The organism is Sphingomonas sp. PvP056 (assembly GCF_040549155.1).
Taxonomy (GTDB): domain Bacteria; phylum Pseudomonadota; class Alphaproteobacteria; order Sphingomonadales; family Sphingomonadaceae; genus Sphingomonas.
The window spans coordinates 45109-68536 of the sequence record NZ_JBEPST010000001.1 but is presented as its reverse complement, the minus strand read 5'-3'; the positions used below and the strand labels follow the sequence as shown (position 1 = coordinate 68536).

At 66.2% G+C, this 23428-nt stretch carries 22 protein-coding genes and 1 tRNA gene; 10 read left to right on the top strand and 13 right to left on the bottom strand.

Annotated features, from left to right (window positions below):
• Positions 1-26: 26 nt before the first annotated feature.
• The 4 genes from htpG to ABIC17_RS00355 form a co-directional block, all read right to left on the bottom strand.
• A complete protein-coding gene (htpG, locus tag ABIC17_RS00370) occupies positions 27-1922 on the bottom strand; it encodes a molecular chaperone HtpG (RefSeq protein WP_354278689.1) in 1896 nt (631 codons plus the stop codon).
• Positions 1923-2282: 360 nt separating this feature from the next.
• Positions 2283-3695 (bottom strand): hypothetical protein, encoded by a 1413-nt coding sequence (locus ABIC17_RS00365; RefSeq protein ID WP_354278688.1) that lies wholly within the window; start codon positions 3693-3695, stop codon positions 2283-2285.
• A gap of 348 nt (positions 3696-4043) precedes the next feature.
• Entirely contained in the window at positions 4044-4592 is a 549-nt protein-coding gene (locus ABIC17_RS00360; protein ID WP_354279390.1) for a hypothetical protein, read from the bottom strand.
• A 484-nt stretch (positions 4593-5076) separates the two neighbouring features.
• Positions 5077-5163: transfer RNA gene (locus tag ABIC17_RS00355), tRNA-Leu, on the bottom strand.
• 123 nt (positions 5164-5286) lie between these two features.
• Here ABIC17_RS00355 and ABIC17_RS00350 point away from each other — a divergent pair.
• On the top strand, positions 5287-6669 hold the full coding sequence (locus ABIC17_RS00350) for an MATE family efflux transporter (protein ID WP_354278687.1): 1383 nt from the start codon (positions 5287-5289) through the stop codon (positions 6667-6669).
• Here the strand turns inward: ABIC17_RS00350 and ABIC17_RS00345 are convergent.
• Positions 6620-7414 (bottom strand): zinc-ribbon domain-containing protein, encoded by a 795-nt coding sequence (locus tag ABIC17_RS00345; protein WP_354278686.1) that lies wholly within the window; start codon positions 7412-7414, stop codon positions 6620-6622. The genes ABIC17_RS00350 and ABIC17_RS00345 overlap by 50 nt on opposite strands.
• 214 nt (positions 7415-7628) lie before the next feature.
• On the opposite strand from ABIC17_RS00345, the gene ftsE reads away from it, so the two are divergent.
• The 4 genes from ftsE to ABIC17_RS00325 are packed head-to-tail and all read left to right on the top strand — an operon-like array spanning position 7629 to position 10502.
• Positions 7629-8372, top strand: coding sequence for a cell division ATP-binding protein FtsE (gene ftsE, locus ABIC17_RS00340; RefSeq protein ID WP_354278685.1), 744 nt, complete (start codon positions 7629-7631; stop codon positions 8370-8372).
• Positions 8369-9256 (top strand): cell division protein FtsX, encoded by an 888-nt coding sequence (locus tag ABIC17_RS00335; protein ID WP_354278684.1) that lies wholly within the window; start codon positions 8369-8371, stop codon positions 9254-9256. Before ftsE ends, ABIC17_RS00335 begins: the two co-directional genes overlap by 4 nt.
• Positions 9253-9795 (top strand): YdcF family protein, encoded by a 543-nt coding sequence (locus tag ABIC17_RS00330; protein WP_354278683.1) that lies wholly within the window; start codon positions 9253-9255, stop codon positions 9793-9795. The genes ABIC17_RS00335 and ABIC17_RS00330 overlap by 4 nt, the downstream gene beginning before the upstream one ends.
• Positions 9792-10502, top strand: a complete 711-nt coding sequence (locus ABIC17_RS00325; protein WP_354278682.1) for a lysophospholipid acyltransferase family protein — start codon at positions 9792-9794, stop codon at positions 10500-10502. Before ABIC17_RS00330 ends, ABIC17_RS00325 begins: the two co-directional genes overlap by 4 nt.
• Before the next feature lie 199 nt (positions 10503-10701).
• Here ABIC17_RS00325 and ABIC17_RS00320 read toward each other — a convergent pair whose 3' ends face one another.
• Positions 10702-11610 carry a prephenate/arogenate dehydrogenase family protein gene (locus tag ABIC17_RS00320; RefSeq protein WP_354278681.1) on the bottom strand — a complete coding sequence of 303 codons (909 nt, stop codon included), beginning with the start codon at positions 11608-11610 and terminating at the stop codon, positions 10702-10704.
• Between the two features lie 99 nt (positions 11611-11709).
• On the opposite strand from ABIC17_RS00320, the gene metX reads away from it, so the two are divergent.
• From metX to ABIC17_RS00300, 4 genes are read left to right on the top strand one after another with little or no spacing between them, the layout of a single operon-like run.
• Positions 11710-12825, top strand: coding sequence for a homoserine O-acetyltransferase MetX (gene metX / locus ABIC17_RS00315; protein ID WP_354278680.1), 1116 nt, complete (start codon positions 11710-11712; stop codon positions 12823-12825).
• Positions 12822-13259: a GNAT family N-acetyltransferase gene (locus tag ABIC17_RS00310; protein WP_354278679.1), complete on the top strand. Its 438-nt coding sequence runs from the start codon at positions 12822-12824 to the stop codon at positions 13257-13259. The genes metX and ABIC17_RS00310 overlap by 4 nt, the downstream gene beginning before the upstream one ends.
• On the top strand, positions 13256-13888 hold the full coding sequence (gene metW, locus ABIC17_RS00305; RefSeq protein ID WP_354278678.1) for a methionine biosynthesis protein MetW: 633 nt from the start codon (positions 13256-13258) through the stop codon (positions 13886-13888). Before ABIC17_RS00310 ends, metW begins: the two co-directional genes overlap by 4 nt.
• Before the next feature lie 28 nt (positions 13889-13916).
• Positions 13917-14315 carry a response regulator gene (locus ABIC17_RS00300; RefSeq protein ID WP_354278677.1) on the top strand — a complete coding sequence of 133 codons (399 nt, stop codon included), beginning with the start codon at positions 13917-13919 and terminating at the stop codon, positions 14313-14315.
• Between the two features lie 3 nt (positions 14316-14318).
• On the opposite strand, the gene ABIC17_RS00295 is transcribed toward ABIC17_RS00300, so the two are convergent.
• From ABIC17_RS00295 to ABIC17_RS00270, 6 genes are all read right to left on the bottom strand, one after another.
• A complete protein-coding gene (locus tag ABIC17_RS00295; RefSeq protein WP_354278676.1) occupies positions 14319-15842 on the bottom strand; it encodes a sensor histidine kinase in 1524 nt (507 codons plus the stop codon).
• Between the two features lie 32 nt (positions 15843-15874).
• Complete coding sequence (gene ssb, locus ABIC17_RS00290; RefSeq protein WP_354278675.1) at positions 15875-16447, bottom strand: single-stranded DNA-binding protein; 573 nt, start codon at positions 16445-16447, stop codon at positions 15875-15877.
• A 29-nt stretch (positions 16448-16476) separates the two neighbouring features.
• Positions 16477-18342, bottom strand: coding sequence for a ferrous iron transport protein B (gene feoB, locus ABIC17_RS00285; protein ID WP_354278674.1), 1866 nt, complete (start codon positions 18340-18342; stop codon positions 16477-16479).
• Positions 18343-18356: 14 nt separating this feature from the next.
• Entirely contained in the window at positions 18357-18629 is a 273-nt protein-coding gene (locus ABIC17_RS00280; RefSeq protein ID WP_354278673.1) for a FeoA family protein, read from the bottom strand.
• Positions 18630-18901: 272 nt separating this feature from the next.
• Positions 18902-19606 carry a COQ9 family protein gene (locus ABIC17_RS00275; RefSeq protein WP_354278672.1) on the bottom strand — a complete coding sequence of 235 codons (705 nt, stop codon included), beginning with the start codon at positions 19604-19606 and terminating at the stop codon, positions 18902-18904.
• Positions 19607-19615: 9 nt separating this feature from the next.
• The gene (locus tag ABIC17_RS00270) at positions 19616-20569 is read right to left on the bottom strand and encodes a DMT family transporter (protein ID WP_502958378.1); all 954 of its coding nucleotides are present in this window, start codon (positions 20567-20569) and stop codon (positions 19616-19618) included.
• Positions 20570-20622: 53 nt separating this feature from the next.
• Between ABIC17_RS00270 and ABIC17_RS00265 the strand changes: the two genes are divergently transcribed.
• Entirely contained in the window at positions 20623-21711 is a 1089-nt protein-coding gene (locus ABIC17_RS00265) for an alkene reductase (RefSeq protein ID WP_354278670.1), read from the top strand.
• Between the two features lie 301 nt (positions 21712-22012).
• On the opposite strand, the gene ABIC17_RS00260 is transcribed toward ABIC17_RS00265, so the two are convergent.
• A complete protein-coding gene (locus ABIC17_RS00260; protein ID WP_354278669.1) occupies positions 22013-23386 on the bottom strand; it encodes a cytochrome P450 in 1374 nt (457 codons plus the stop codon).
• Between the last annotated feature and the right edge of the window lie 42 nt (positions 23387-23428).

The following is a 23428-nucleotide window of genomic DNA, read 5'->3' as shown; positions in this document are numbered from 1 at the left end:
AGCCGGGGGGGCGGCGGGTCAGCCGATCACCCGAGTGCGCGCGTCAGGACGCGCGCAAGCCGTGCCGCGAACGCGCGCGGGTCGACCGGTTGTTCGCCGTCGGCGATCTGCGCCTCGTCGAACAGCAGATGCGCGGCATCCGCGCGCAACGCATCCCCCTCGCCCAGCCCGGCCAGCTTGACGATCAGATCGTGCTGCGGATTGATTTCGAGCACCGGCTTGGCCTTGGGCGGGGCCTGCCCCGCACTCGCGAGCATCCGTTCGAGCTGACGGTCCATCCCCGTCTCGGTCGCGACCAGGCAGACCGCGCTTTCGGTCAGCCGGTCCGATGCCCGCACATCCGACACGTCCTCGGCCAGCGTCATCTTCACGAACGCGAGGAAGTCCGACACTTCGCCGCTCGCCTCGGTGGCGGGCGGGGTATTCCCCTCGAGCAGCGGGATCAGCGCGAGGTCGGCGGACCCTTGCGTCACCGAGCGGAACGGCTTGCCTTGGTAATCGACGCCCGCGGTCACCCAGAAATTGTCGATCGGGTCGGACAGCAGCAACACCTCGACCCCGCGCGCGCGGAACCCCTCGAGCTGCGGCGCGGTCGCGATCCGGTCGAGATCGGTCCCCGTGACGTAATAGATCGCGGTCTGATTCTCCTTCAGCCCCGCGCTATACTCCTCGAGCGAGCGCCATCCGCCGTCGGATGTGGTCGTATGGAAGCGCGCAAGATCAAGCAGCGCCGCACGGCGCTCGAAATCCTCGTACAGCCCTTCCTTGAGGACCGGGCCGAACGTCTCCCAGATCTTGAGATACGCGTCCGTGTCCGACGTCGCACGCTTTTCGAGCTCGGACAGGACCCGCGCGGTGACGCCCTTCTTGATCGCGCCGAGCACCGGGCTCTGCTGGATCATCTCGCGCGACATGTTGAGCGGCACGTCCGAGGAATCGACCAGCCCGCGCACGAACCGCAGGTAGCGCGGGAGCAATTCCGCCTCGTCGGTGATGAAGACGCGGTTGACGTAGAGCTTGATCCGCCCGGCGCGATCGGGGTCGAACAGGTCGAACGGCTTGGACGACGGCACGAACGCGAGCACCGAATATTCGTGGCGCCCTTCCGCGCGGTAATGCAGCGTCAGCGCGGGGTCATCGAACTGGCCTGAAACGCTGCGGTAGAAATCGGTATAGTCCGCTTCGCTGATCGCGGACTTGGGCTTGGTCCACAGCGCCGCGCCATCGGCGATCTCGACCGGCTCGGCATCGGGTTTTTCGCGCAGCGCAATCGGTACGGGCACGTGGCCCGACTGTGCCTTGATCGTCTGTTCGACGGTGTAGCGTTCCGCATAGTCCTTCGCATCGTCGAGCAGGTGAAGCACGACGCGCGTGCCCCGCGCGGGCGCTTCGGCGAGATCGACCGGTGCGATCGTGTAGCTGCCGAGACCGTCCGACGACCAGAGCGACGCTTCGTCGCTGCCGGCGCGGCGCGACACGACGTCGACGCTTTTGGCGACCATGAACGCCGAATAGAAGCCGACGCCGAACTGGCCGATCAGCTGCGTATCCTCGGCGCCTTGCGCGACCGCGAGCTTGTCCATGAAGCTCTTGGTGCCCGACCGCGCGATCGTGCCGAGCGCATCGGTCATCTCGGCGGCGGTCATGCCGATGCCATTGTCCTCGATCGTCAGCCGCTGCGCGTCGGGATCGAGCGTCACGGTGATCTGCGGGCGGGGATCGTCCCCGAGCAGCGTCGGATCGGCGATCCCTTCGTAGCGCAGCTTCTCGCACGCATCCGCCGCGTTGGAGATCAGTTCGCGCAGGAACACGTTCTTATCCGAATAGACCGAGTGCACCATCATGTGGAGCAGCTTGGCGACATCGGCCTCAAAGGCGTGCGTCTGCGGCGTGGCGGTGTCCGGAGCGGTGGTGGTCGTCATGGTCTGGTCGCAGCCCCTATGCGGTGAATGGTTGCGACGGAGTTGGGTGGAGGCGGCGGCGGGGTCAAGGGCTGGTGGTTTTGCGGGGGTGGCGCGGGTCGGATGGTTAGGGGAAAGTTAGGGGTAAACGGATTGCGTTTCCGCCGGTTTGCTGGGGGGATTGGGTGAGGGCCGGTGCTGTCAAAGAGCACGGTCGGATTGTAGCGGGAATGGAGTTTGTAGGACAGCGGGTGCCCGCCTTCTCCTCCCCTCCCTGACAAGGGAGGGGCCGGGGGTGGGTTGGCCCCTTGTCGCGCGTCGCGTCCGCCCCATACGAACCCACCCCTAACCCCTCCCTGACAGGGGAGGAGACGAAGCCAGTTAGCGTTGCGCAGGTGCGTATTGCTCCTTGGGCGGCGAGGCCGTCACCGCAACGCCAAGGTTCAAAATGCCCGTATAAGGCCCGCCTCGATCGCTCATGACGACCCCGCGAGCGACCTTTACCACAGGCAGCGGAGCGGATTGTGGGCCGCAGCGCGTTGCCGACATACACGCCCAATACGACCCGCCGTTCCCCCGCGCGTCGAGCCTGACGGTGCGATTGGCAGGCAGATAGCCAGCCATCGGGCGGTAGGCTGGCTTGGCCCAGGCCGGGGATGTCCGCATTGCCTGGTTGTTTCCAGCCAGAACGAGTACGCGCCCTTCCGGCGGCACCCTGCTCATCAACGATGTCGCAAGCGCGTTCTCATAGTCGCCTGCCTTGAATCCGGCTGGTCCGGGATTGTACACAGGCTGGAAGGCGACCACGCTCGTGATATGCCCCGCCGCGCGCAACCCGCGCAGGTGCTGGAAAAGGTCGAAATACGCTTCGCTGGATCGACCGTCCTTGAACGGTTCGGTCCATAGCTTGCTCTCGAGAAAGCGTGATGTCGCTTCGGCATCACCGTTGGACCCGATGAAGGCATCGATAGCGGGCTGTTCGATGGTCAGCTGTTCTACCGCGACGACCACCGGGCGGGTTGCGGATGCCAGACAAGCGAGGTCACCGAAGGTTTTTGGCGTTTCGGTCGTCCCATGGATTTCGCCGATGACAATCCAGCGTAGCGAAGGTCGGTTGAGCAGCTTTTCTGATCCGGGGATCGGCTCGCACTCTGCCGGTTGCAGCTTGGCCGCGAACATTCTTGCCGGGGGTGCCGGCGTAAGACGCCGAAGCGGCGACTTCGAGCCGTCAGCAAGAGGAAGTTGTGCGGCCCTTTCAAGGGATTTTCGTTGTTCTTCCTGCGCCGCCAGCGGGGGCACGCCGAGGGCACCGCGGAGTGCGTCCGAAGCAAACGCGCGATTGAACGGCTCCTGCGATGTTCGGCCATCCGCCTCGGTACGAAATTGCGTACCAAGGATTTGCGGCTTGCCCGTGTTCTGAAGATACCGATCAAGCGTGGCAGCCGCGATCCAGGTGGCACCGACCTTGCCCTTGGCGACGGCGATCGTCGCAAGCAAATGCGCTTTCAGATAGTCGTCGGGCGATCCCCCATGCTGAAACACGAAGGCTGCGTTGAAGAAGTCGTCACCGCTTTTCAAGGCACCGGCATCCAGCAAGGTTTGCGTGCGCTTAAGGCGGGCCTCGTCTTGCGGGCCTACGATTGCCCAGTCGATAGCAGGGTCTTGTCGAGCCTTCTGGTCGGCGTTGAAGATCGCCGTCATCTCGGGATTGGAGGGTGTTTCGGGGGTTCCCGCGGGCGGTACCGATAGCGTGGACGCTGCCAGCAGGGAGAGGACAATCATCTGATTGAACATTGCCGGCCTCTCGCGGTTGATCGCATCAATCCCGCAAATGACTATCTTCGGTGCATGTGTTCAAGGCAATAATACTAGCCAGCATTGGCCTGCTGCACATCGATCCACCAAGGGGCCTGATAATTTTCGGGAAAGCGAGACTGCCATGCCTGCTCAAGGCGAACCTTGGTTCTTGCGCAGTCCAACGCGCACGATATTCGGTGGTGCAGTGGCGCGAGCCCAGACTGCGCGTCAACAGTTTCGCCACGGCTGTCTCTAAGCAAGCCCGGCAGCCCTCCAACGCGCGTGGTCACCCTAGTCGATATGCCAAAAGACCATGCCGCAGGACCCTGCGACATGGTCCTTACATCATTTGTCCGGACGAACAGGGGCCGTCGCAGCGGCGGGCAGAATGCCCGTCGTAGGCGTGGCGCTCGGCTTGAGCGACGTCTGCTGGAGCGGCATTGCCGCTGCCACGATCGGCTTGGGCGGCGTGGCGTCTGCAAAGGACACCGGAACGTCCTCGTCCAGCGACCCCTTGATGATCGTGCCCGCGGGCATGCGCGCGCTGGTGCCGGTCATAAAGAATCCTGCGGGCAGGAACACGATCGCCGACACCGCCGCCGCGCCGACGCCGCCCGCGACGCCCTTGTCGTCGAGCGTGCCGGATAGCCGGATCTGACGATCCCCGACCCGCAGATACAAGAGCCGCACGTCGAAATGGCCGGACTTGCCCCACATTCCCTTGTTGGTGACGCTGGTCACTTCGCCGACGCCAACCGTCCCCACCGGGATCACGATATGCCCATCGAGCGAAACCGCGTCGCTGGTTTCGACCTCGAACCGCTGCCCGACGCGCAACGCCTTGTTTTTAGTCGTCAGTTCGGTGCGCAACCGGACAGGGACCTCGGTTCCCATTCTCAGCACGGGTGACGCCGTGCTCCCTACGATCAGCGCCTGTTGCGCTAACGAGGCTGTCGGTAAAATCGGCGTCGTCAACAAGACGATCGCATACAATCTTAGGTTTATCATAATCCCCCCAATGAACAAGCTTGCCCCCAAGCCAGTTCCGAGCAGAGGATCTTAGGCACTCGATGTCAATCGCTGTCGATAAGATCAATCAAGGTGCGTATTGAAACTGCAGCAGAAAGAGGGCCGCTACTGTAGATTATCGGGTATCATGTTTTCCTGCGAACGCAGGAATCCAGGGGGAAGTAAGATAACGTCTTGAGGCGTGTGGAACCCTGGGCTCCTGCCTGCGCAGGAGAGCAAGCCGGGTTTCGCTTCTGTCTGACGAGGGGAGTCAGACTCCCGTTCGTACGAAGGCGACCAACGTTCGGTCAGGACCGGACAGCGCACTGGGCTCCCTGACGGGAGTATCTCACTTCAGCATCTGGAAAAATGGTGCGGCCGAGAAGACTCGAACTTCCACGGGCTTTCGCCCACAACGACCTCAACGTTGCGCGTCTACCAGTTCCGCCACGGCCGCACGTAACATCACCGGGCAAGCCCGGCAGCTGGTAGGCGAGCGCCCCTAGCAAGACTATTCGGGGGACGCAATGGCTGACGCTCAAGGCTTTCGCTTTTTATGCGCTTCCCGTAGCAGCAGGGTATGACCCCAGCGCGCCCTTCCACCCTGGCGGAGACGCGCCGGATCCTCGCGCTGGCGTGGCCGGTGATGCTCACCAGCCTCAACTGGACGATCCTCAACGTCACCGATGTCGTTGTAGTGGGCCTCACCGGGACCGAGCAGGTTGCCGCCTTCGGCGCGAGTCGCGCGCTGACCTTCGTGACGATCGTCGCGGGGCTGGCGTGGCTGTCGGGGATCCTCGTTTTCACCGCGCGGGCGGACGGCGCACGCGATCTGCCCGCGACGGGTGCGACGTTGCGCGAGGGGCTGGTGCTCGCCGCGATGCTGGGGCTGGTCGGCGCGCTCGGTTTCGGGCTGTTCGCGGGTCCGCTGCTGGGGATCATCGGAGTCGCGCCTGCGCTGGTCGATCCGGCGGCGGCGGTCGTGCGGGTGATGGCGCTCGCCTATCCGGCGCAGATGATCAGCATCGCGGCGAGCTTCTTCCTCGAAGGCGTCTCACGCCCGCGCCGGGTGACGGTGGTCAACCTTGCGACGCTGCCGATCAACGCGTTGCTCGCCTGGGTGCTGGCGGACGGGCATTTCGGCGCGCCTGCGCTGGGGGCGGTCGGCGCGGCGCTCGCGACGACGATCGCGTCGCTGCTGGGCGCGGCGGGGATGCTCGGCGTGGCGTGGACGACGCGCGACGCGCGGGCGCGCGGCGTACGGATCATGACGCTTCGCGCGTGGCGGGCGGCGGTGCCCGGCGCGCTTCGGCTCGCGCGGTTCGGCGCGGTGCCTGCGGTTGCATCGGGATTGGAACTGGCGGGATTTTCGATCCTGATCGCACTGTCGACCGATCTGGGGCCGGTGACCGCGCATGCGTTCCAGATCGTCTTCTCGCTCCACAACGTGACGTTCGGGGCGGCGGTCGGTCTTGCCTCGGCGGCGGGGGTGCGGGTCGGCAATGCGGTGGGGGAAGACCTGCCCGCGCAGGTCCGCTCGCGCGCGTTGATCGCCGTGGGGCTTGCGGCGGTGATCACGGGCGCGCTGGCGGTGGTGGTGCTGCTGTTCCGCGTACCCGTGGTCGATGCGTTCCCGGCGGCGGCGGGGGTCCATGCGGCGGCGCTGGCGATGCTGCCGGTGTGGGTGCCGTTCATCCTGTTCGACGGGGTGCAGCTCGTGTTCGTCTACGCGCTCCGCTCGCTCGGCGACCAGATCGTGGCGGGCGTCAACAGCATCATCGCCTTCTTCGTCGTGACCGGGGGCCTCGGCTGGCTGCTGGTGACGCAGGGCGCGGGGCCGCTCGGACTGGTCTATGCCTCGGGTCTGGGGATGGTCGCGGCGACGGTGTTGCACGGCGCGCGATTCGTGCTGGTCAGTGCACGGGTTCGCCCGAAAAGCTCAGCGACAGGAACTTCGCATTGACCGGCACGTCGAGTTTAGCGCTGTTGAACTCGACGCGCCCCTTCGGCGGCAGCGCGGTCGCCTCGGGGCGGATCACCCAGCTGAACACCACGCGGCGTTGCGAATCGAGCAGGTCGGCGCGGATATCGGGAACGCGCTGACGCGTGTCGCTCGGGTTGAGCACAGTGCCGCTGACGGCGAAGACCTCGTTGCCGTTGTAATCGTGCCGATCGATCGGCTTGTTGACGATCCGGAGCGGGGTCTCCGTCGTCGAATGGAACAGCGCGGCGGCGGTCCGCGGGGCGCCGTTGGTGATGATCGCCGCGGTCGCGCCGAGCATCGCAACGCCCGCGATGACCGCGGCGATCGTCCAGCGGCGTGCCGGGTTGCGGCGTGCGCGGAACGGCGGTTGATGCGCGAACGCGTCATAGTCGACATAGCCGCGCGTCGGCTCGGGCGCTGCGGTTGCGGGACCTTGCGCGATCGGAGCGGCGTCGCGACGCAGCAACGCCGGAGCTTCGACCGCTTCGGGTGTGCGGGGCTTGAGCGGGATCGCCGCCGGGGCGTCCGGTTCCCCGTCATCCTCAACCTCATCCTCAACCTCATCCTCGATCGGCTGATCGAGTTCGAGCGCGGGTTCGGGCTCTTGGAACCAGCTATGCTTGCAATTGGCGCAGCGCACGGTGCGCCCTTCCGGCCCGATCGCGCCATCGGGGATTACATAGCGGGTTTCGCACTCGGTACATTCGAGGATCATCGGGGGCATTCAAAATAGGGCAGACGCTGGGGCCCGGCAACGCGCAGCATACACCGGCCGGAACGTCCACGATGTACCGGGAATCTACGCGCTCCACGGTCCCCGTGGCAAGAGCCGTACGGGAAGCAGCCGTTCGGCATGGCACCTGCGCGCTTGTCGCGGCGGCGGAGATCGTGCGATGCAGGATGCGGGGCATGGACAAGTAGCGAGTAGCGCACGCCGCATGGCGAATATCGTTCAATTTGAGAATGTGGGGCTTCGCTACGGGTCGGGGCAGGAGACGTTGTCCGACGTCAGCTTCGTGCTGTCGCGCGGCGCCTTCTATTTCCTGACCGGGGCTTCGGGCGCGGGGAAGACGTCGCTGCTCCGCCTGCTGTATCTCTCGCAACGCCCGACGCGCGGCAGCATCCGGCTGTTCGGCGAGGATGCGGTGACGTTGCCGCGCGCGCGCCTGCCCGGGTTCCGGCGGCGGATCGGGGTGGTGTTCCAGGATTTCCGGCTGGTCCCGCATCTGTCCGCGTTCGACAATATCGCGCTGCCATTGCGCGTCTCGGGGGTGCCCGAGCGCGACGTCGCAGCGCCGGTGCGCGAGATGCTCGGCTGGGTCGGCCTGTCGGACAAGCTCGACGCGCGTCCCCCCACGCTGTCGGGCGGCGAGCAGCAGCGCGTCGCGATCGCGCGCGCGGTGATCGGGCGCCCGGAGATCCTCGTCGCGGACGAACCGACCGGCAACGTCGATCCCGACATGGCGGAACGGCTGCTCCACCTGTTCGATTCGCTCAACCGGCTGGGCACGACGGTGGTGCTGGCAACGCATGACTTCCACACGCTCGCCCGGATCCCGCACGCGCACATGCTGCGGCTCGACCAGGGACGGCTGGTCGATCCGACGGGCGCGCTACGCTTCCCGCCGCCTGGCGCAGTACCCGGCGCAGTACCCGGCGCAGTGCCCGGCACAGTACAATGACCGCACGGCTTCTTGCGGCGGATCGGCGGTTGCTCGATGATCGGCGCGGTACGCGCGCGATGGCGTGGGTGATGGCAATCATGCTGTTCCTGACGGTGCTCGCCGCCGCATTCGGGCTCGCGACGCTGGGGGTCGCGGCGGTGCTCGACCGCCAGCTTGCCGGGCGGCTGACGGTGCAGATCGCCACGCCCGCCGAACATGTCCGCACCCGTGAGGCTGCGGCGGCGCTCGCGGCGTTGCAGCGGCTCCCCGAAGTGCGCCGCGCGGTCGCGGTGGACCCGGCGCATCTCGCCGACATGCTCGAGCCGTGGCTCGGCGCGGACGGGGCGGACTCCGACCTGCCGATCCCCGCGATGATCGACGTCGACCTGACGGAGACGAGCCCTGCCACGCTGGCGCGGGTCCGCGCTGCGGTGCGCGCCGCCGCACCGGGCGCGCGGGTGGATCGTCAGGAAAGCTGGCTGGCGCCGGTGCGCTCGGTCATGACGATGCTGACCGGCATGGCGGGCGGGCTGGTGCTGCTGATGGCGGGCGCGACCGCCGCCGTCGTGATCCTCGCGGCGCGTGCCGGGCTCGACACGCATAGCGATACGATCGACGTGCTCCACATGCTGGGGTCGACCGATGTCCAGGTCGCGCGGCTGTTCCAGCGGCGGATCGGGCTGGATACGCTGATCGGCGGCGTGATCGGGATGGCGGTGGCGTTCGGCGTAGTGATGCTGGTCGGCGCGCAGCTCGACGCGCTGGGGTCGGATCTCGTCGCCGGGTTGCGGCTGGGGGTGGGCGACTGGGTAATTCTTGCGTGCCTGCCGGTTGCCTTTGCGCTGCTGGCGACGCTGGCGGCCCGCCTGGCGGTGCTCGCGGCATTGAGGCGGGTGTTGTGATCCTGCGCCTCATTGGAGTGTTGGCGGTGATGTGGGGCGGCGGGTTCGGCCTGTTCCTCGCGACCATGCCCGGGCCGGCCCCCGTAGCGGGGGCGAAGACCGACGCGATCGTCGTGCTGACCGGGTCGTCGGGGCGGATCACGCGCGGGCTCGCGCTGTTGCAGGATCATGCCGCCAAGCGGATGTTGATCAGCGGGGTCGCGCCGCAGGTCCGGCCCAGCGAGCTGGCGCACGAATATGACGTCAGCGCGCGGTTGTTCACCTGCTGCATCGATCTCGGGCACGAGGCGGTCGATACGCGCTCCAATGCGGACGAGACCGCCGACTGGGTGCGCGAACACGGCTATCGCTCGGTCCGGCTGGTGACGTCCGACTGGCATCTGCCGCGCGCCCGGCTCGAACTGGTCAACGCGCTGGACGGCGACGCGACCGTGCTCGGCGACGGCGTGCCGAGCAAACCCCGCTATCCGGTGCTGGTCGCGGAATATAACAAATTGCTGTTGCGCCGCGCGGCGTTGCTGATTGGGGCGGCTACATGAACGCGATACGCAATCTGATCTTCAAGATCGTGTTCTACGCGGGATCGGTGCCGATCGTGCTGACCTCGGCGATCTCCGCACTGTTCGGCACGAAGGCGATGATCGCGCACACCCATTTCTGGACGCAATATCACGGCCTGACCACGCGGACGTTCCTGCGCATCTTCAAGCGGATCGAGGGCGAGCGATTCTACGACGGCCCGGTCCTGTACGCCGCCAAGCATCAGGCGATGTACGAGACGCTCGAGCTCGGGCGGATGCTGCGGCACCCGGCGATCGTGATGAAGCAGGAGCTTGCCGACATTCCGGTGTGGGGCTGGGCGGCAAAACAATACGGCGTGATCGTGGTCGACCGCGAGGCGTCGGCGGGTGCGCTGCGGCGGATGCTGCGCGAGGCGCGGGTGGCGTTGTCGGCGGGGCGATCGATCCTGATCTTCCCCGAGGGCACGCGGGTCGCGCCGGGCGAGGAACCCGAACTCAAGGCGGGGTTTGCGGGTCTGTACCAGATGCTCAAGATCCCGGTCGTGCCGATCGCGATCGACAGCGGGCTGGTGTGGCCGCGCGAGGGGCCGCACCTTCCGGGGACGGTGACGTACCGCTTCGGCACGCCGATCCCGCCGGGCCTGCCACGCGAGGAAGCCGAAGCGCGCGTGCACGCGGCGATCAATGCACTGGAGCGGGAGCCGGCTGGGGTGACCTCACTCTAGTTGCGTCATCCCCGCGACGGCGGGACATTTGCATTAAAGGCAATCGGTGGTTTGATTGTCATCCGCGCCCCAAAAGCTGCCGTCATGCTGAACTTGTTTCAGCATCCACCGTGCAACAGGCATAGTCCGGACTCGCAGATGGCTGGATCCTGAAACAAGTTCAGGATGACGGACGGTTTTTCAGCACCAACGAAGCGCGTTACTCGTGCGTGCGTCCGAAATCTGGGGCCGGATCGTCCTGCCCCTGTTCGATGATCCCGCGCCGGATATCGCGCGTCTTCGAGAACAGCTCGAACAATTCGTCCCCCTTCCCCCAGCGGATCGCACGCTGGAGCGCGGTCAAATCCTCCGAGAAGCGTTGCAGCATGTCGAGCACCGCCTCGCGGTTCGCCAGGAACACGTCGCGCCACATCGTCGGGTCGGACGCCGCGATCCGCGTAAAATCGCGGAAACCGCCCGCCGAATATTTGATCACCTCGGACTGAGTCACTTCCTCCATGTCCGATGCGGTCCCGACGATCGTATAGGCGATCAGATGCGGCAAATGGCTGGTGATCGCGAGCACGCGGTCGTGATGGTCGGGGGCCATCATCTCGATCTCCGCGCCCAGCCGCCGCCAGAATTCCGCGACGCGCTCGACCGCGAGCGGATCGGTGCCCTCGGGCGGGGTGATAATGCACCAGCGCTTGTGGAACAGCGTCGCGAACCCTGCTTCGGGGCCGCTGCGCTCGGTCCCCGCTACCGGGTGCGCGGGAACGAAGATGACCCCCGGCAACGCTTCGCCCAGCGCGCGGACGACTTCGGCCTTGCAGCTGCCGACATCGCTGACGATCGCCTCCGCGGGCAGATCGGCGGCGAATTCCGCGGCGGCGGCGCCCATCGCGCCGACGGGCACGCACAGGATGACGAGATCGGCGTCGATCACCGCAGTGCCACTGCTGTCGGCAACGTCGTCGAACAACTCGATCCGGTCGGCAATCGCGCGGACGTCGGGGTCGGCGTCATAGCCGGTCAGCCGCACCGTGGGCATGGTCGCGCGGACCGCGCGCGCGATCGAGGATCCGATCAGACCGATGCCGATGATGGTGACGCGGGCGAAGGGCAACATGGCGCGCGGCATGGCGGATCGATCTGGCGAAGGCAAGCCGGAGCGCCGCCGCGCCGAGACGCTTGTACGCGCGGCGGCACAGGCTTATCCGCTACGGCCATGGACGATACGCGCTTCGGGCTTGCCCGCCACGTCATGGTGCCGGGGCCGTTGCGGCTCGATGGCGGTGCGCTGCTGTCCCCGGTCGAGATCGCCTATGAAACCTATGGCACACTGAATGCCGATCGCTCGAACGCGATCCTGATCTGCCACGCGCTGACCGGCGACCAGCATGTCGCCTCGCGGCACCCGGTGACGGGTAAGCCCGGCTGGTGGGAACGGATGGTCGGCCCGGGCAAGCCGGTCGATCCGACGCGGCATTTCATCATCTGTTCAAATGTCTTGGGCAGCTGCATGGGGTCGTCCGGCCCCGCCACCGTCAACCCCGCGACCGGCGTTCCGTGGGGGATGAGCTTCCCCGTCATCACGATCCGCGACATGGTGCGCGCGCAGGCGATGCTGCTCGATCATCTCGGGATCGAGACACTCGCAGCGGTGGTCGGCGGGTCGATGGGCGGGATGCAGACGCTGAGCTGGCCGGCGACCTTCCCCGACCGAGTCCGCGCGGTCGTCGTCATCGCCTCGACCGCGCGGCACACCGCGCAGAACATCGCGTTCCACGAAGTCGGGCGGCAGGCGGTGATGGCCGACCCCAAATGGCGCGAGGGTGCCTATTATGCCGAGGCCGATCCGCCCGCGGCGGGCCTCGCGGTCGCGCGGATGGCGGCGCATATCACCTATCTGTCCGAGGCTGGCCTCACCGCCAAGTTCGGGCGAAGGCTGCAGGCGCGCGACGCCAAGAGCTTCGGGTTCGACGCCGATTTCCAGATCGAAAGCTATCTGCGGCATCAGGGGATCAGCTTCGTCGACCGGTTCGACGCCAACTCCTATCTCTACATTACCCGCGCGATGGATTATTTCGATCTCGCGGAGGAGCATGGCGGCCATCTCGCCAACGCCTTCCGCGCGACCAAGGCGCGCTTCTGCCTGGTCAGTTTTGATACCGACTGGCTGTACCCCACCGCGGAATCGCGCGCGATCGTCCACGCACTCAACGCGGCGGGCGCGCCGGTCAGTTTCGTCGAATTGTCGAGCCCGTTCGGGCATGACGCGTTCCTGCTGGAGGCGCCCGAGTTGAACCGCGTCGTCGATGGTTTCCTGAGGGCTGGCGCATGACCGAAATTGTCCTGTCCGATGACAGCGCGCTCTTGCAGGTGGATCGCATCCACGGCTGGCTCGCGTCGAGCTACTGGTCCCCCGGCATCGCGCGCGAGACGGTCGCGCGGGCGATTGCGGGGTCGCACGCACTGGGCGCGTATCGCGGCACAGAGCAGATCGGCTTTGCACGGATGATCACCGACGGCGCGACCTTCGCCTGGCTGGCGGACGTCTGGGTCGACGAGCCCGGCCGTGGCCGCGGGCTCGGGCGGCGGATGGTGGCGTGGTTCCTCGACCGCCCCGATTATGCCGCGCTCCGCCGGATCGGGCTGGTCACCAAGGATGCGCACGGCGTCTATGCCGCGCTCGGCTTCCATCCGTTGCTGCGTGCCGACCGCTATATGGAACGTTTGTCGGCCGAAGCCGCCGCGATGCTCCGGGCGCCGCAATGATGCTCCGCCCCGATCTCGCGATCATCGCCGACCGGATCGAGCCCGGCGCGCGCGTGCTCGATGTCGGGTGCGGCGACGGCGCGCTGATGGCGGCGTTGCGCGACACCAAGCAGGTCGATGCGCGCGGGCTCGAACTCGATGCGGGCAATGTCGCGGCGGCGGTGTCGCGCGGGCTGTCGGTGATCCAGGGCGATGCCGACATCGACCTTGCCGAATATCCCGACGCCAGCTTCGATTACGCGATCCTCAGCCAGACGCTGCAGACCGCACACCGCCCCGATGTCGTGCTCGATCATCTGCTCCGGATCGGACGGCGCGCGTTCGTGTCCTTCCCCAATTTCGCGCATTGGCGCGTCCGGCTGTCGCTGCTGTGGGGCGGCCGGATGCCGGTGACACGGCTGTTGCCCGAGCAATGGTTCGACACGCCCAACATCCATCACGTCACGATCGACGATTTCCGTGCGTTCGTGAAGGTGCGCGACATTGCGGTCGAAGGGGCATGGTTCCTGTCGGGTGACAAGCAGACGACCTCCGCGGCCGCGAACTTCCGTGCGGAACATGCTGTATTCTTACTTAGTTCTAAAGATTTTGCGGAACCAAAGCTTTCTGCGCGGGGTTCGCAACATTAACTTACATCATGCAGATCGTGTTCCTGTTATGTCCATCCCCACCGCGCTGATCGTCGAAGACGAGATTTTCGTCGCGCTCGATCTTGAGCGGATCCTGGTCGATGCGGGCTATGCGGTGAAGGCGATCGCGGCGGACAAGCTGGGCGCCCTCGATGCTGCCGAGAATTGCAGTTTCGCGCTGGTCGACATCAATCTGCGCGACGGTCCGACCGGACCCGAGCTCGCGCGGACGCTGGCGGAGAAATACGGGCTGAAGGTGGTATTTGTGACCGCCAACCCGAGTCAGATCGCGCACCCGAGCGGCGCGCTCGGCTATGTGCGCAAGCCGTTCAGCGAATCTGCGATCCTGTGCGCGGCGGCTGCGGCAACCGCGGGGGACACGCCGCGGCAGGAAGCCGTCAACGCCGACTTCGTCCTGCTCGCCTGACCGTCAACCGCGGCTCAGCGCCGCGTTCGATACCTTCAACACGACCCGCAGCCCGTCCTCCGCCCAATCGTGGACGACGGTACCGCCCAATTGCCGCGTCGCGCTCAGGTCGATCAGCTGCGCGCCAAACCCCACGGTTGCGGGATGCGACACCGCAGGTCCCCCATGCTCGTGCCAGGTCAGCGCGACCTGGTCGGCTTCGACATCGATCGTCACCGCGACATGGCCCGAATCGTTCGACAATGCGCCATATTTGACCGCGTTGGTGGCGAGTTCGTGGAACAGCAACGCAAGCGGTGTCGCCGACCGGTCATCGATCGCGACGTCAGTCCCGCTGACGCGGATTCGCGCGGCGTCAGCCGGCTGATACGGCAGGAACAGCGCCTCGAGCAGTCCGTGAAGGCTGTTCTGGTGCGCGTGCGGCCGTGAGTTCGCGCTGTGCGGGCGAACGAAGTCGTGCGCGCGGCCAAGCGCGGTGACACGCGAACGAAGATCGTCCGCGATCGGGCGGAAATCGGGATGCGATCGCGCGGCAAACGAGATCAGTCCCGAGATCACCGCAAAGATGTTCTTGATGCGGTGGCTCAATTCCTGCGCGATGACCTCGCGCTCTTCGCTCGCCAGTTTCTGTTCGTGGATGTCGGTGCAGGTGCCGATCCAGCGCAGGATCGCGCCGCTGTCGTCGGTCATCGGCAACGCGCGGCCGAGCGTCCAGCGATAGGTGCCGTCATGGTGTCGCAACCGATATTCGATCTGATACGGCTCCCCGGTCGCAAGCGAATGCTGCCACACGGCCCACGCACGATCCTGATCGTCGGGGTGGAAAATGTCGTTCCAGCCCGCGCCATCGGTCGATCCTGCGGGCACGCCCGTGAATTCGTACCAGCGCGCGTTGTAATAATCGTGGAAGCCGTCGGGCAGCGTCGACCACACCATCTGCGGCATGCTGTCCGCCAGCGTGCGGAACCGCCCTTCGCGATCCGCGATCACCGCGCGCGCGCTTTCCTTGTCGCGGCTGTCGGTGAGGCGGTTGAGCACGTCGTTCGCCAGAACCTTCAACCCGCGGCGTTGCAGCTGGGTCAGCCCTTCGCGCGTCTCGGTGTCGATGATGCACAGCGACCCCAGCGGAACGCCGTCGTCGCTCACCAGCGGGACACCGGCGTAGAAGCGGATCCCCATCTCGCCGGTGACGAGCGGATTGTCGGTAAAGCGCGGGTCCAACCGGGCATCGGGAACGACCATCACGTCGTCCCCGAGCATGGCATGCGCGCAGAACGACATCTCGCGCGGCGTCTCCGTCGCATCGAGTCCGGTGCGCGAGAGAAAGGTCTGCCGGCTCAGTTCGACAATGCTGACCAGCGCGATCGGCACGTCGCACAATTCTGCGGCGAAATCGGTGATCGTCTTCAGCGCCGCGTCGTCGCGCAGCGTGTCGATCCGGTGCTCGGCAATGGCTGCCGCACGCACGGTCTCATCGACGCGCCAGCCGTGGCCGATCGGCGCGTCGAACGAAAGGGCATTTATCATAGGTTAACCGAACGCCGCGGGACCGGTTCGGTTCAGAACGGAACGTCGTCGTCGAGATCGTCCGCGAACCCGCCGCGAGCCGCGCCGCCGCCGGACGAACCGCCGCCGGACGCGCCGCCGCGGCTTGCGCCACCACGGTTGCCGCCGCCGTAGCCACCACCGCCGCCGCCGCCCGAGCCGCCACCGAAGTCGTCGCCACCGCCGAAGTCGTCACGACCACCGCCGCCGCCGCCCGCACCGCCGCCCGCGCCCGGCGCACCGTCGAGCATCGTCAGCACGCCGTTGAAGCCCTGCAGCACGATCTCGGTCGAATAGCGGTCCTGCCCCTGCGCATCCTGCCATTTGCGCGTCTTGAGCGCGCCCTCGATATAGACCTTCGAGCCCTTGCGCAGATAGCGCTCCGCGACGCCGCCCAGCGCTTCGTTGAAAATCGCGACCGAATGCCATTCGGTCTGCTCTTTGCGCTCGCCGCTGTTCTTGTCTTTCCAACTTTCCGACGTGGCGATGCGCAGGTTGACGACCTTGCCGCCGTTCTGGAAACTCTTGCTTTCGGGATCGCGGCCGAGATTGCCGACGATGATCACCTTGTTGACGCTGCCCGCCATGTTTTTCGCATCCCGCTGCTAGGGGGCCGTTAAAGCCCGAGTCCGATTGCCGCCCAATAGGTGGCTCCTGCAGCGATGTAGGCGAGCGTGAACAAATAGCCAACCATGAAGGCGGGCCAGCGCCAACCGTTGGTCTCGCGCCGGGTGACGGCGATCGTGGAAATGCACTGCGGCGCGAAGACGAACCACATCAGGAAGGCGAGCGCGGTCGGCAGGCTCCAGCGGCCGCGGAGGTTGTCGATCATCTGCCGCCCGCCCGACGCGCTGTCGGGATTGTCGATGGCGTAGACCGTCCCGATCGCGGCGACCGCGACCTCGCGCGCCGCCATCGCCGGGATCAGCGCGAGCACGATGTCGCGATTGAAGCCGATCGGGCGGAACGCAGGCTCGATCGCATTGGCGATGCGGCCCGCGACCGAATAATTGACCGGCGACACGCCGCTCCCGGCAGGCGGCTTGGGGAAGCTCAGCAGCGCCCACAGGATCACGGTCGAGAACAGGATGATCGTGCCGGCGCGCTTGAGGAAGATCTCCGCGCGCGCCCACAGCCCGATCGCGACGTCGCGCAGCCGCGGCATCTGGTACTTGGGCATTTCCATCATGAAGCCCGACGACACGCCCTGCGTCACCGTCCGCCGCAGCACCAGCGCCACGACGAACGCGCCGACGACGCCGAGCAGATAGAGCGAGAACATCACCAGCCCCTGCAACCCGATGAAGGGCAGCACCTGCCGGTTGGGAATGAACGCGCCGATCACCAGCGTGTAGACCGGGAGGCGCGCCGAACAGGTCATCAGCGGCGCGATCAGGATCGTCGTCAGCCGGTCCTTCTCGTCCTCGATCGTGCGAGTCGCCATGATGCCGGGAATCGCGCAGGCGAAACTCGATAGTAACGGAATGAACGCGCGCCCCGACAGGCCGACGCTCGCCATGATCCGGTCCATCAGGAACGCCGCGCGGACCATATAGCCCGATGCTTCGAGCACGAGGATGAACAGGAACAGGATCAGGATCTGCGGCAGGAACACGATCACCGCGCCGACCCCTGCGATCACCCCGTCGGTGACGAGCGAGCGCAGGATCGAATCGGGCAGGTTCGCCTTGATCATGTCCTCGAGCGCCTTGAACCCCGCGTCGATCGCATCGGCGGGGACGGTCGCCCAGCTGAACACCGCCTGGAACATTACGAACAGGATCGTGGCCAGCATGATCAGCCCGAACACCGGATGCAGCGCGACCGCATCCAGCGCGTGCGTCCAGCGCCGCACCGGGGCTTCGGAAATGGTCGCCGCGGTCGCGATGTGGCGTGCGCGGCGTTGCAGCGTGACGATGTCCTCGCCGATCGCATGGTTGCTCGGGCGCAGCCGGATCGCGGCGTCCGCATCGACGATCCCGGCGAGCAGCGTCTTGAGCTCGTCCAGCCCGCGCCGCCGCACCGCGACGGTCGCCACGACCGGGACGCCGAGTTCGACCGCCAGTTTCTGCGGGTCGAGCGTCAGACCGTCGCGCTCGGCAAGATCGAACATGTTGAGCGCGACCACCACCGGGAGTCCCAAAGCGATCAGCTGGAGCGCAAAGCGCAGGTGGTTGTCGAGGTTGGACGCGTCGAGCACCACGACTAGCGCATCGGGCAGCCGCTCGCCGATCTGCGTGCCGGTGACCACGTCGCGCGTGACGCGCTCGTCGGGGCTGGAAGGATCGAGGCTGTACGCGCCGGGAAGATCGACCAGGTCGACGGTCCGGCCATCCGCCAGCACGAGCTTGCCCGAATGCCGCTCGACCGTGACGCCGGGATAATTGCCGACCTTCTGGCGCGCGCCGGTCAGCGCGTTAAACAGCGCGCTCTTGCCGGCATTGGGATTGCCGACCAGCGCCACGAGTGGCGTGGCGGTCATCGTTGAGGAATCACTTATTGCGTGACGGGCGAAACAAGGATCGCGCCCGCAACCGCGCGGCGCAGGGCAACGGTCATCCGCCCGATCCGGCACGCGATCGGCCCCTTGCCGAGGCTTGCGCGGTGCAGCACTTCGACCCCAACGCCTTCATCGAAGCCGAATTCGCGCAAGCGGCGCGCCTCCGGAGTCGACAGATGCGTCCAGTCGATCGCGGAAACGGTCGCGACCTGACGGTGCGGCAGCGATTCGAGGCTGAGGGAATGCTTCACGGGAGTGGACATATCCATGATGCGACTGATTATCAATAACGGGAGCGGATAGCCAGCGATATTTGCGATCGGTTCGCAGCTCGTCGCATTAACACCGCAGGATGGCGCGGTCGCTTTTCGTATCCGTGCGCGCCCCAAAAGCTGGCGTCATGCTGAACTTGTTTCAGCATCCACCATGCAACAAGGACGGACCGGACTCGCGGAGGGCTGGATCCTGAAACGAGTTCAGGATGACGGACGGTTTGGCGAAACGTACGTACCAGGTCGAACGACGCTTGCCCTCCCCGAAGTCACACTGCCGGATAGCGCAACCGCCCGACAAACCGCGAAAAACTCGGGCGCAGCTCCGACTGGCCGACCAGCCGCGCCTTGACGCGTTCGAACCGCATGATCCCCCAGATCCGCCGCGCGAGGAAGGCGCGCGTGTCGGCATGGCCGTCGCTCGCATCGTCCAGGAAAACGGTCACGGTCGCGCCGTAGACGCCTGCGAGCAGCGTCCGCTTGGTATAATGATTATAGTCGGTCGCGGTATCGCCCGCCGCGCGCCACATCACGTCGGCGGCGTGCCAGCCGAGCTTGACCCCGCGCAGTGCATTCTGCGGCAACGCCAGGATCGCCAGCGCGCGCCGCAATGCCTCGCGGTTGGGCGCGACGATATCGAGCCGCGCTTCGACCAGCGCGGTGATCCGGTCGCGGATCTTCATCGTCATCAGCCGTTCCTGCGGCAGCCGCGCGAGCATCTCCGCGTCGATCTGCCCGAACCACGCCTCGATCATGTCGACCGCACCGCCCGGAAAGGCGAGGCGGGCGACATCGCGGTCGACCTCGGCCTGATCCGCCGCCATGTCGCGCGCGGCATCGCCCCAGCCGTCGAACCCGGCATTGTCCGCGATCGACGGCGCGAGCGCGGCGCGGATCTCGTCGAGCGTCGCATCGGCGAGCCGATTGGCGGTGAGGGTGGCGGGGGCTACGGAGAGCGGGATCGGATCGGCCATCCGCCCTATCTAGTCGCGGGCGCGGCGGCTTACCAGCACCAGCGCGACCGCGACGAGCGACGCACCGAACAGGTCGGGCAGGCCGAGCTTCTCGCCGTAAACGGTCCAGCCGATCGTCGCGCCGACCACCGGCTGGACCAGCAGCGCAAGTCCGACGATCAACGGCGGCAGGCGGCCGAGCGCGAAGATCATCAGCCCCTGCCCGATGATCTGGCTGACCAGCGCGAGCCCGAGCAGCGGCCCCCACTGTGTCGGCCACATGCGCTCGCCGAGCAGCAGCGCGAAAATGAGGAGCGGCAGGATGCTGGCGAGCGTGGACAGCGCGAGCGCCGGGATCGGCGCCATCGTCGTGCGGGCGCGTGCCATCAGGATGAAATAGCCGGTGTAGAGCACGCCCGCGAGCAGGCAGAGCATGTCCCCCGCCAGATTGCGGGGATCGAGCTGATACGACCGCCCCATCAACAGAATCGCGCCGACGCCGGCGAGCAGCAGCGCGATTCCCTGGATCCGCGTCGGCCAGGCGCGCGCAACGAGGAAGCCGTAGATCGGGAACATCAGGATCGCGCAATTCCCGAACAGCGTCGCATTGGCGAGCGTGGTACGCAGGATGCCGAGATGCCAGCTCGCCAGATCCGCGGCGAAGCACACCCCCCCGAGTGCGATCACGAACCACAGCATCGGCGACAGGCCGACGTTCGCCGGCCGCGGCGTGCCGCCGCGCTCGCCTGCGCCCGTCGTCCACGGTCGCCAGCCGGTCGACAGCGCCGCCGCCATCAGCACCGGGGCCGCGAACGTGATTCGCCAGAAGGCGGAGGACACCGGCCCGACATCCGCCAGCCGCACGAACCACGGCCCGAACGCCAGCGCGACATTGGCGAGGATCACCGCCGCGATCGCGATCGCGGTCGGCTCGACCGGCATTTTGGACGAGACAGTTTTTCTTTCGGCGGCGCGGCGATGCATGGCGTGCTGTAGCGTCCTATCTGAGTGCGTCATAGCAAAAGGACCTTGCGCATATGCCCAGCCTGTTCGACCCCATCCAGCTTGGCGCCATCAACTCGCCCAACCGCATTCTCATGGCACCGCTGACGCGTGGCCGCTCGACCCGCGAGTTCGTGCCGACCGAGATCATGCAGACCTATTACGAACAGCGCGCGACTGCCGGGCTGATCATCACCGAAGCCACCGGCATCAGCCGTGAAGGGCTCGGCTGGCCGTTCGCGCCGGGCCTGTGGAACGACGAGCAGGTCGCGCAGTGGAAGCTGATCACCGATCGCGTCCATGCCGCCAGCGGCCGGATCATGGTCCAGCTGTGGCACATGGGCCGCCAGGTCCATTCCTCGGTGATCGGCATGCAGCCGGTCTCGTCCTCGGCAACCGCGACCGCGGGCCAGGCGCATACCTATGAGGGCAAGCAGGACTTCGAGACCGCACGTCCGCTCGAGCTGTCGGAAATCCCGCGGCTGATCGACGATTACGAACTGGCGACGCGCAACGCGATGGCGGCCGGGTTCGACGGCGTGCAGATTCATGCTGCAAACGGGTATCTGATCGACCAGTTCCTGCGCGATAACGCCAATTTCCGGGACGATTCCTACGGCGGATCGATCGAAAACCGCGTGCGTCTGCTGCGCGAAGTGACCCAGCGCGTCGTCAGCGTCGCAGGGGCCGACCGCACCGCAGTCCGCCTCTCGCCCAACGGCGACTCGCAAGGGGTCGACGACAGCAACGCGACCGCGCTGTTCACTGCGGCTGCCAAGGTGCTCGACGATCTCGGTATCGCCTTCCTCGAACTGCGCGAGCCCGGCCCCGACGGCACTTTCGGCAAGACCGACGTCCCCAAGCAGTCGCCTGAAATCCGCAAGGTTTTCAAGGGGCCGCTGGTGCTCAACTCGGACTACACGACAGTCGAGGAGGCGCAGGCCGCGCTGGATTCGGGCGTTGCCGACGCGATCGCGTTCGGGCGCACCTTCATCAGCAACCCCGATTTGCCCGAGCGCCTGCGCACCGGCGCGCCGCTTGCGAAGGACAACGCCAAGACCTGGTACAGCCAGGGGCCGGAAGGGTATATCGACTACCCCGCCCTGCAGACCGCCGACGCGTAACCTACAACAGCCGCCGTGCCAGTAATGGCGCGGCGGCCATCCCCCAGATCCGTCATCCGAGACGAAGCATTCCTGCCTGCGCGAAACCTTTGCATACCCACAGTCGGAGGTTTGATCGTAACCTCGCGCCCCAAACGCTACCGTCATGCTGAACTTGTTTCAGCATCCACCGCGCAACAGGCATAGTCCGAGCTCGCGGAGGGCTGGATCCTGAAACGAGTTCAGGATGACGGACGGTTTTGCAGACCTCTCGTCTGTGCGGGAATGACGGACTTGGGATGACGGCATTGCACTCAACCCCCTAACCCAGCGGCACGAACTGCAACGGCAACCCGTCCTTGGGCTGCGGAATCGGCCACGCCTGCCATTCCGCGCCGGACCCAGCATCGAGCTCGATCCGGTAGCGGCTCAGCAACTGCGTCATCAGGATCCTGATCTGCATCGTCGCGAAGTGCAGCCCCAGGCACATATGTGCGCCGCCGCCGAACGGCACCCACGCATATTTATGCCGCGCACGCACCGCATCGGGCAGAAAGCGCAGCGGATCGAACCGCGCCGGATCGGGCCATAGCTCGGGCATCATGTGCGTGTACGCCACGCTGACGCTGACCGTGCTCCCCGCGGGAATATGATAGCCCCCGAAGTCGAAATCCTTGACCGCGCGCCTGGGCAGCGACGGCACCGGCGGAATCATCCGCAGCGCCTCCTTGAACGCCATGTCGGTCAATTCCAGCCGATCGAGCTGGCCGTAAGGCAACGCGCCGCCGTCGTTGAGCCCGATCTCGGCGATCTCGGCACGAAGCTTCTCCTGCCATTCGGGGTTGCGCCCGAGCAACATGACGAGGCTCGTCGCCGAGGAGGTGATGGTATCGTGCGCCGCCATCATCAGGAAGTTCATATGGTCCGCGATGGCATCGGCGGACAGCGGTTGCCCGTCATCCCCGGTCGCGCGGCAGAATTGCGAGAAGAAGTCCTGCCCCTGCCCGGCCCGCCGCGCCGGGATCTCGCGTTTGAACAGGTCGATCAGATAGGCGCGCGCCTTGACGCCCTTGCGCATCTGCGTCCCCGGCAGCGGAATGCGGATCGGGGTGATCGACGCCTGCACCTCGTCGACGAACGCCTGGTTGATGCGGTTCGCTTCCGCGCCGAGCGGCATCCCGAGGAAGCTCTCGGCGGCGAGATCGAGCGTCAACTGCTTGATCGCATCATAGAAGCGCATCGGCCGGTCGCCCCAGGTCGCGACTTCGCGCGCGATTCCGGCGTTGAGCGTCTCGGCATAATGCCGCATCGGCTCGGGCTTGAACGCGACCGCCATCACCTTGCGGTCGGCGCGGTGCTTTTCGAAGTCCATCAGCATCAACCCGCGCGGGAACAGCAGGTTGAGCAGCGGCCCCCAGCCCTGTTCGGACGAGAACACGCGCTCCCGGTCGAACAGCACGAGTTCGTTCGCCTCCGGGCCGACCAGCGTCACGGTCGGGCCGCCGAACGCGTTGTTGCGGAACACCGGACCATATTGCGCGATCATCCGCCGCCCGAATGCACCCGGATCCCGCAGCATCCGGAAGGTGTTGCCGATGAAGGGAAGCCCGTCTTCGCCGGGAATGGCGCGGATCGCGGATTGTTTCTGGCGGGGCAGCCAGTGCGGGTTCGCCTTGAAACTGTGGGCGTAGGCCATCGTGTCGCTCTCCCGCTTATTGACACGAGTATAAGTAAGCGG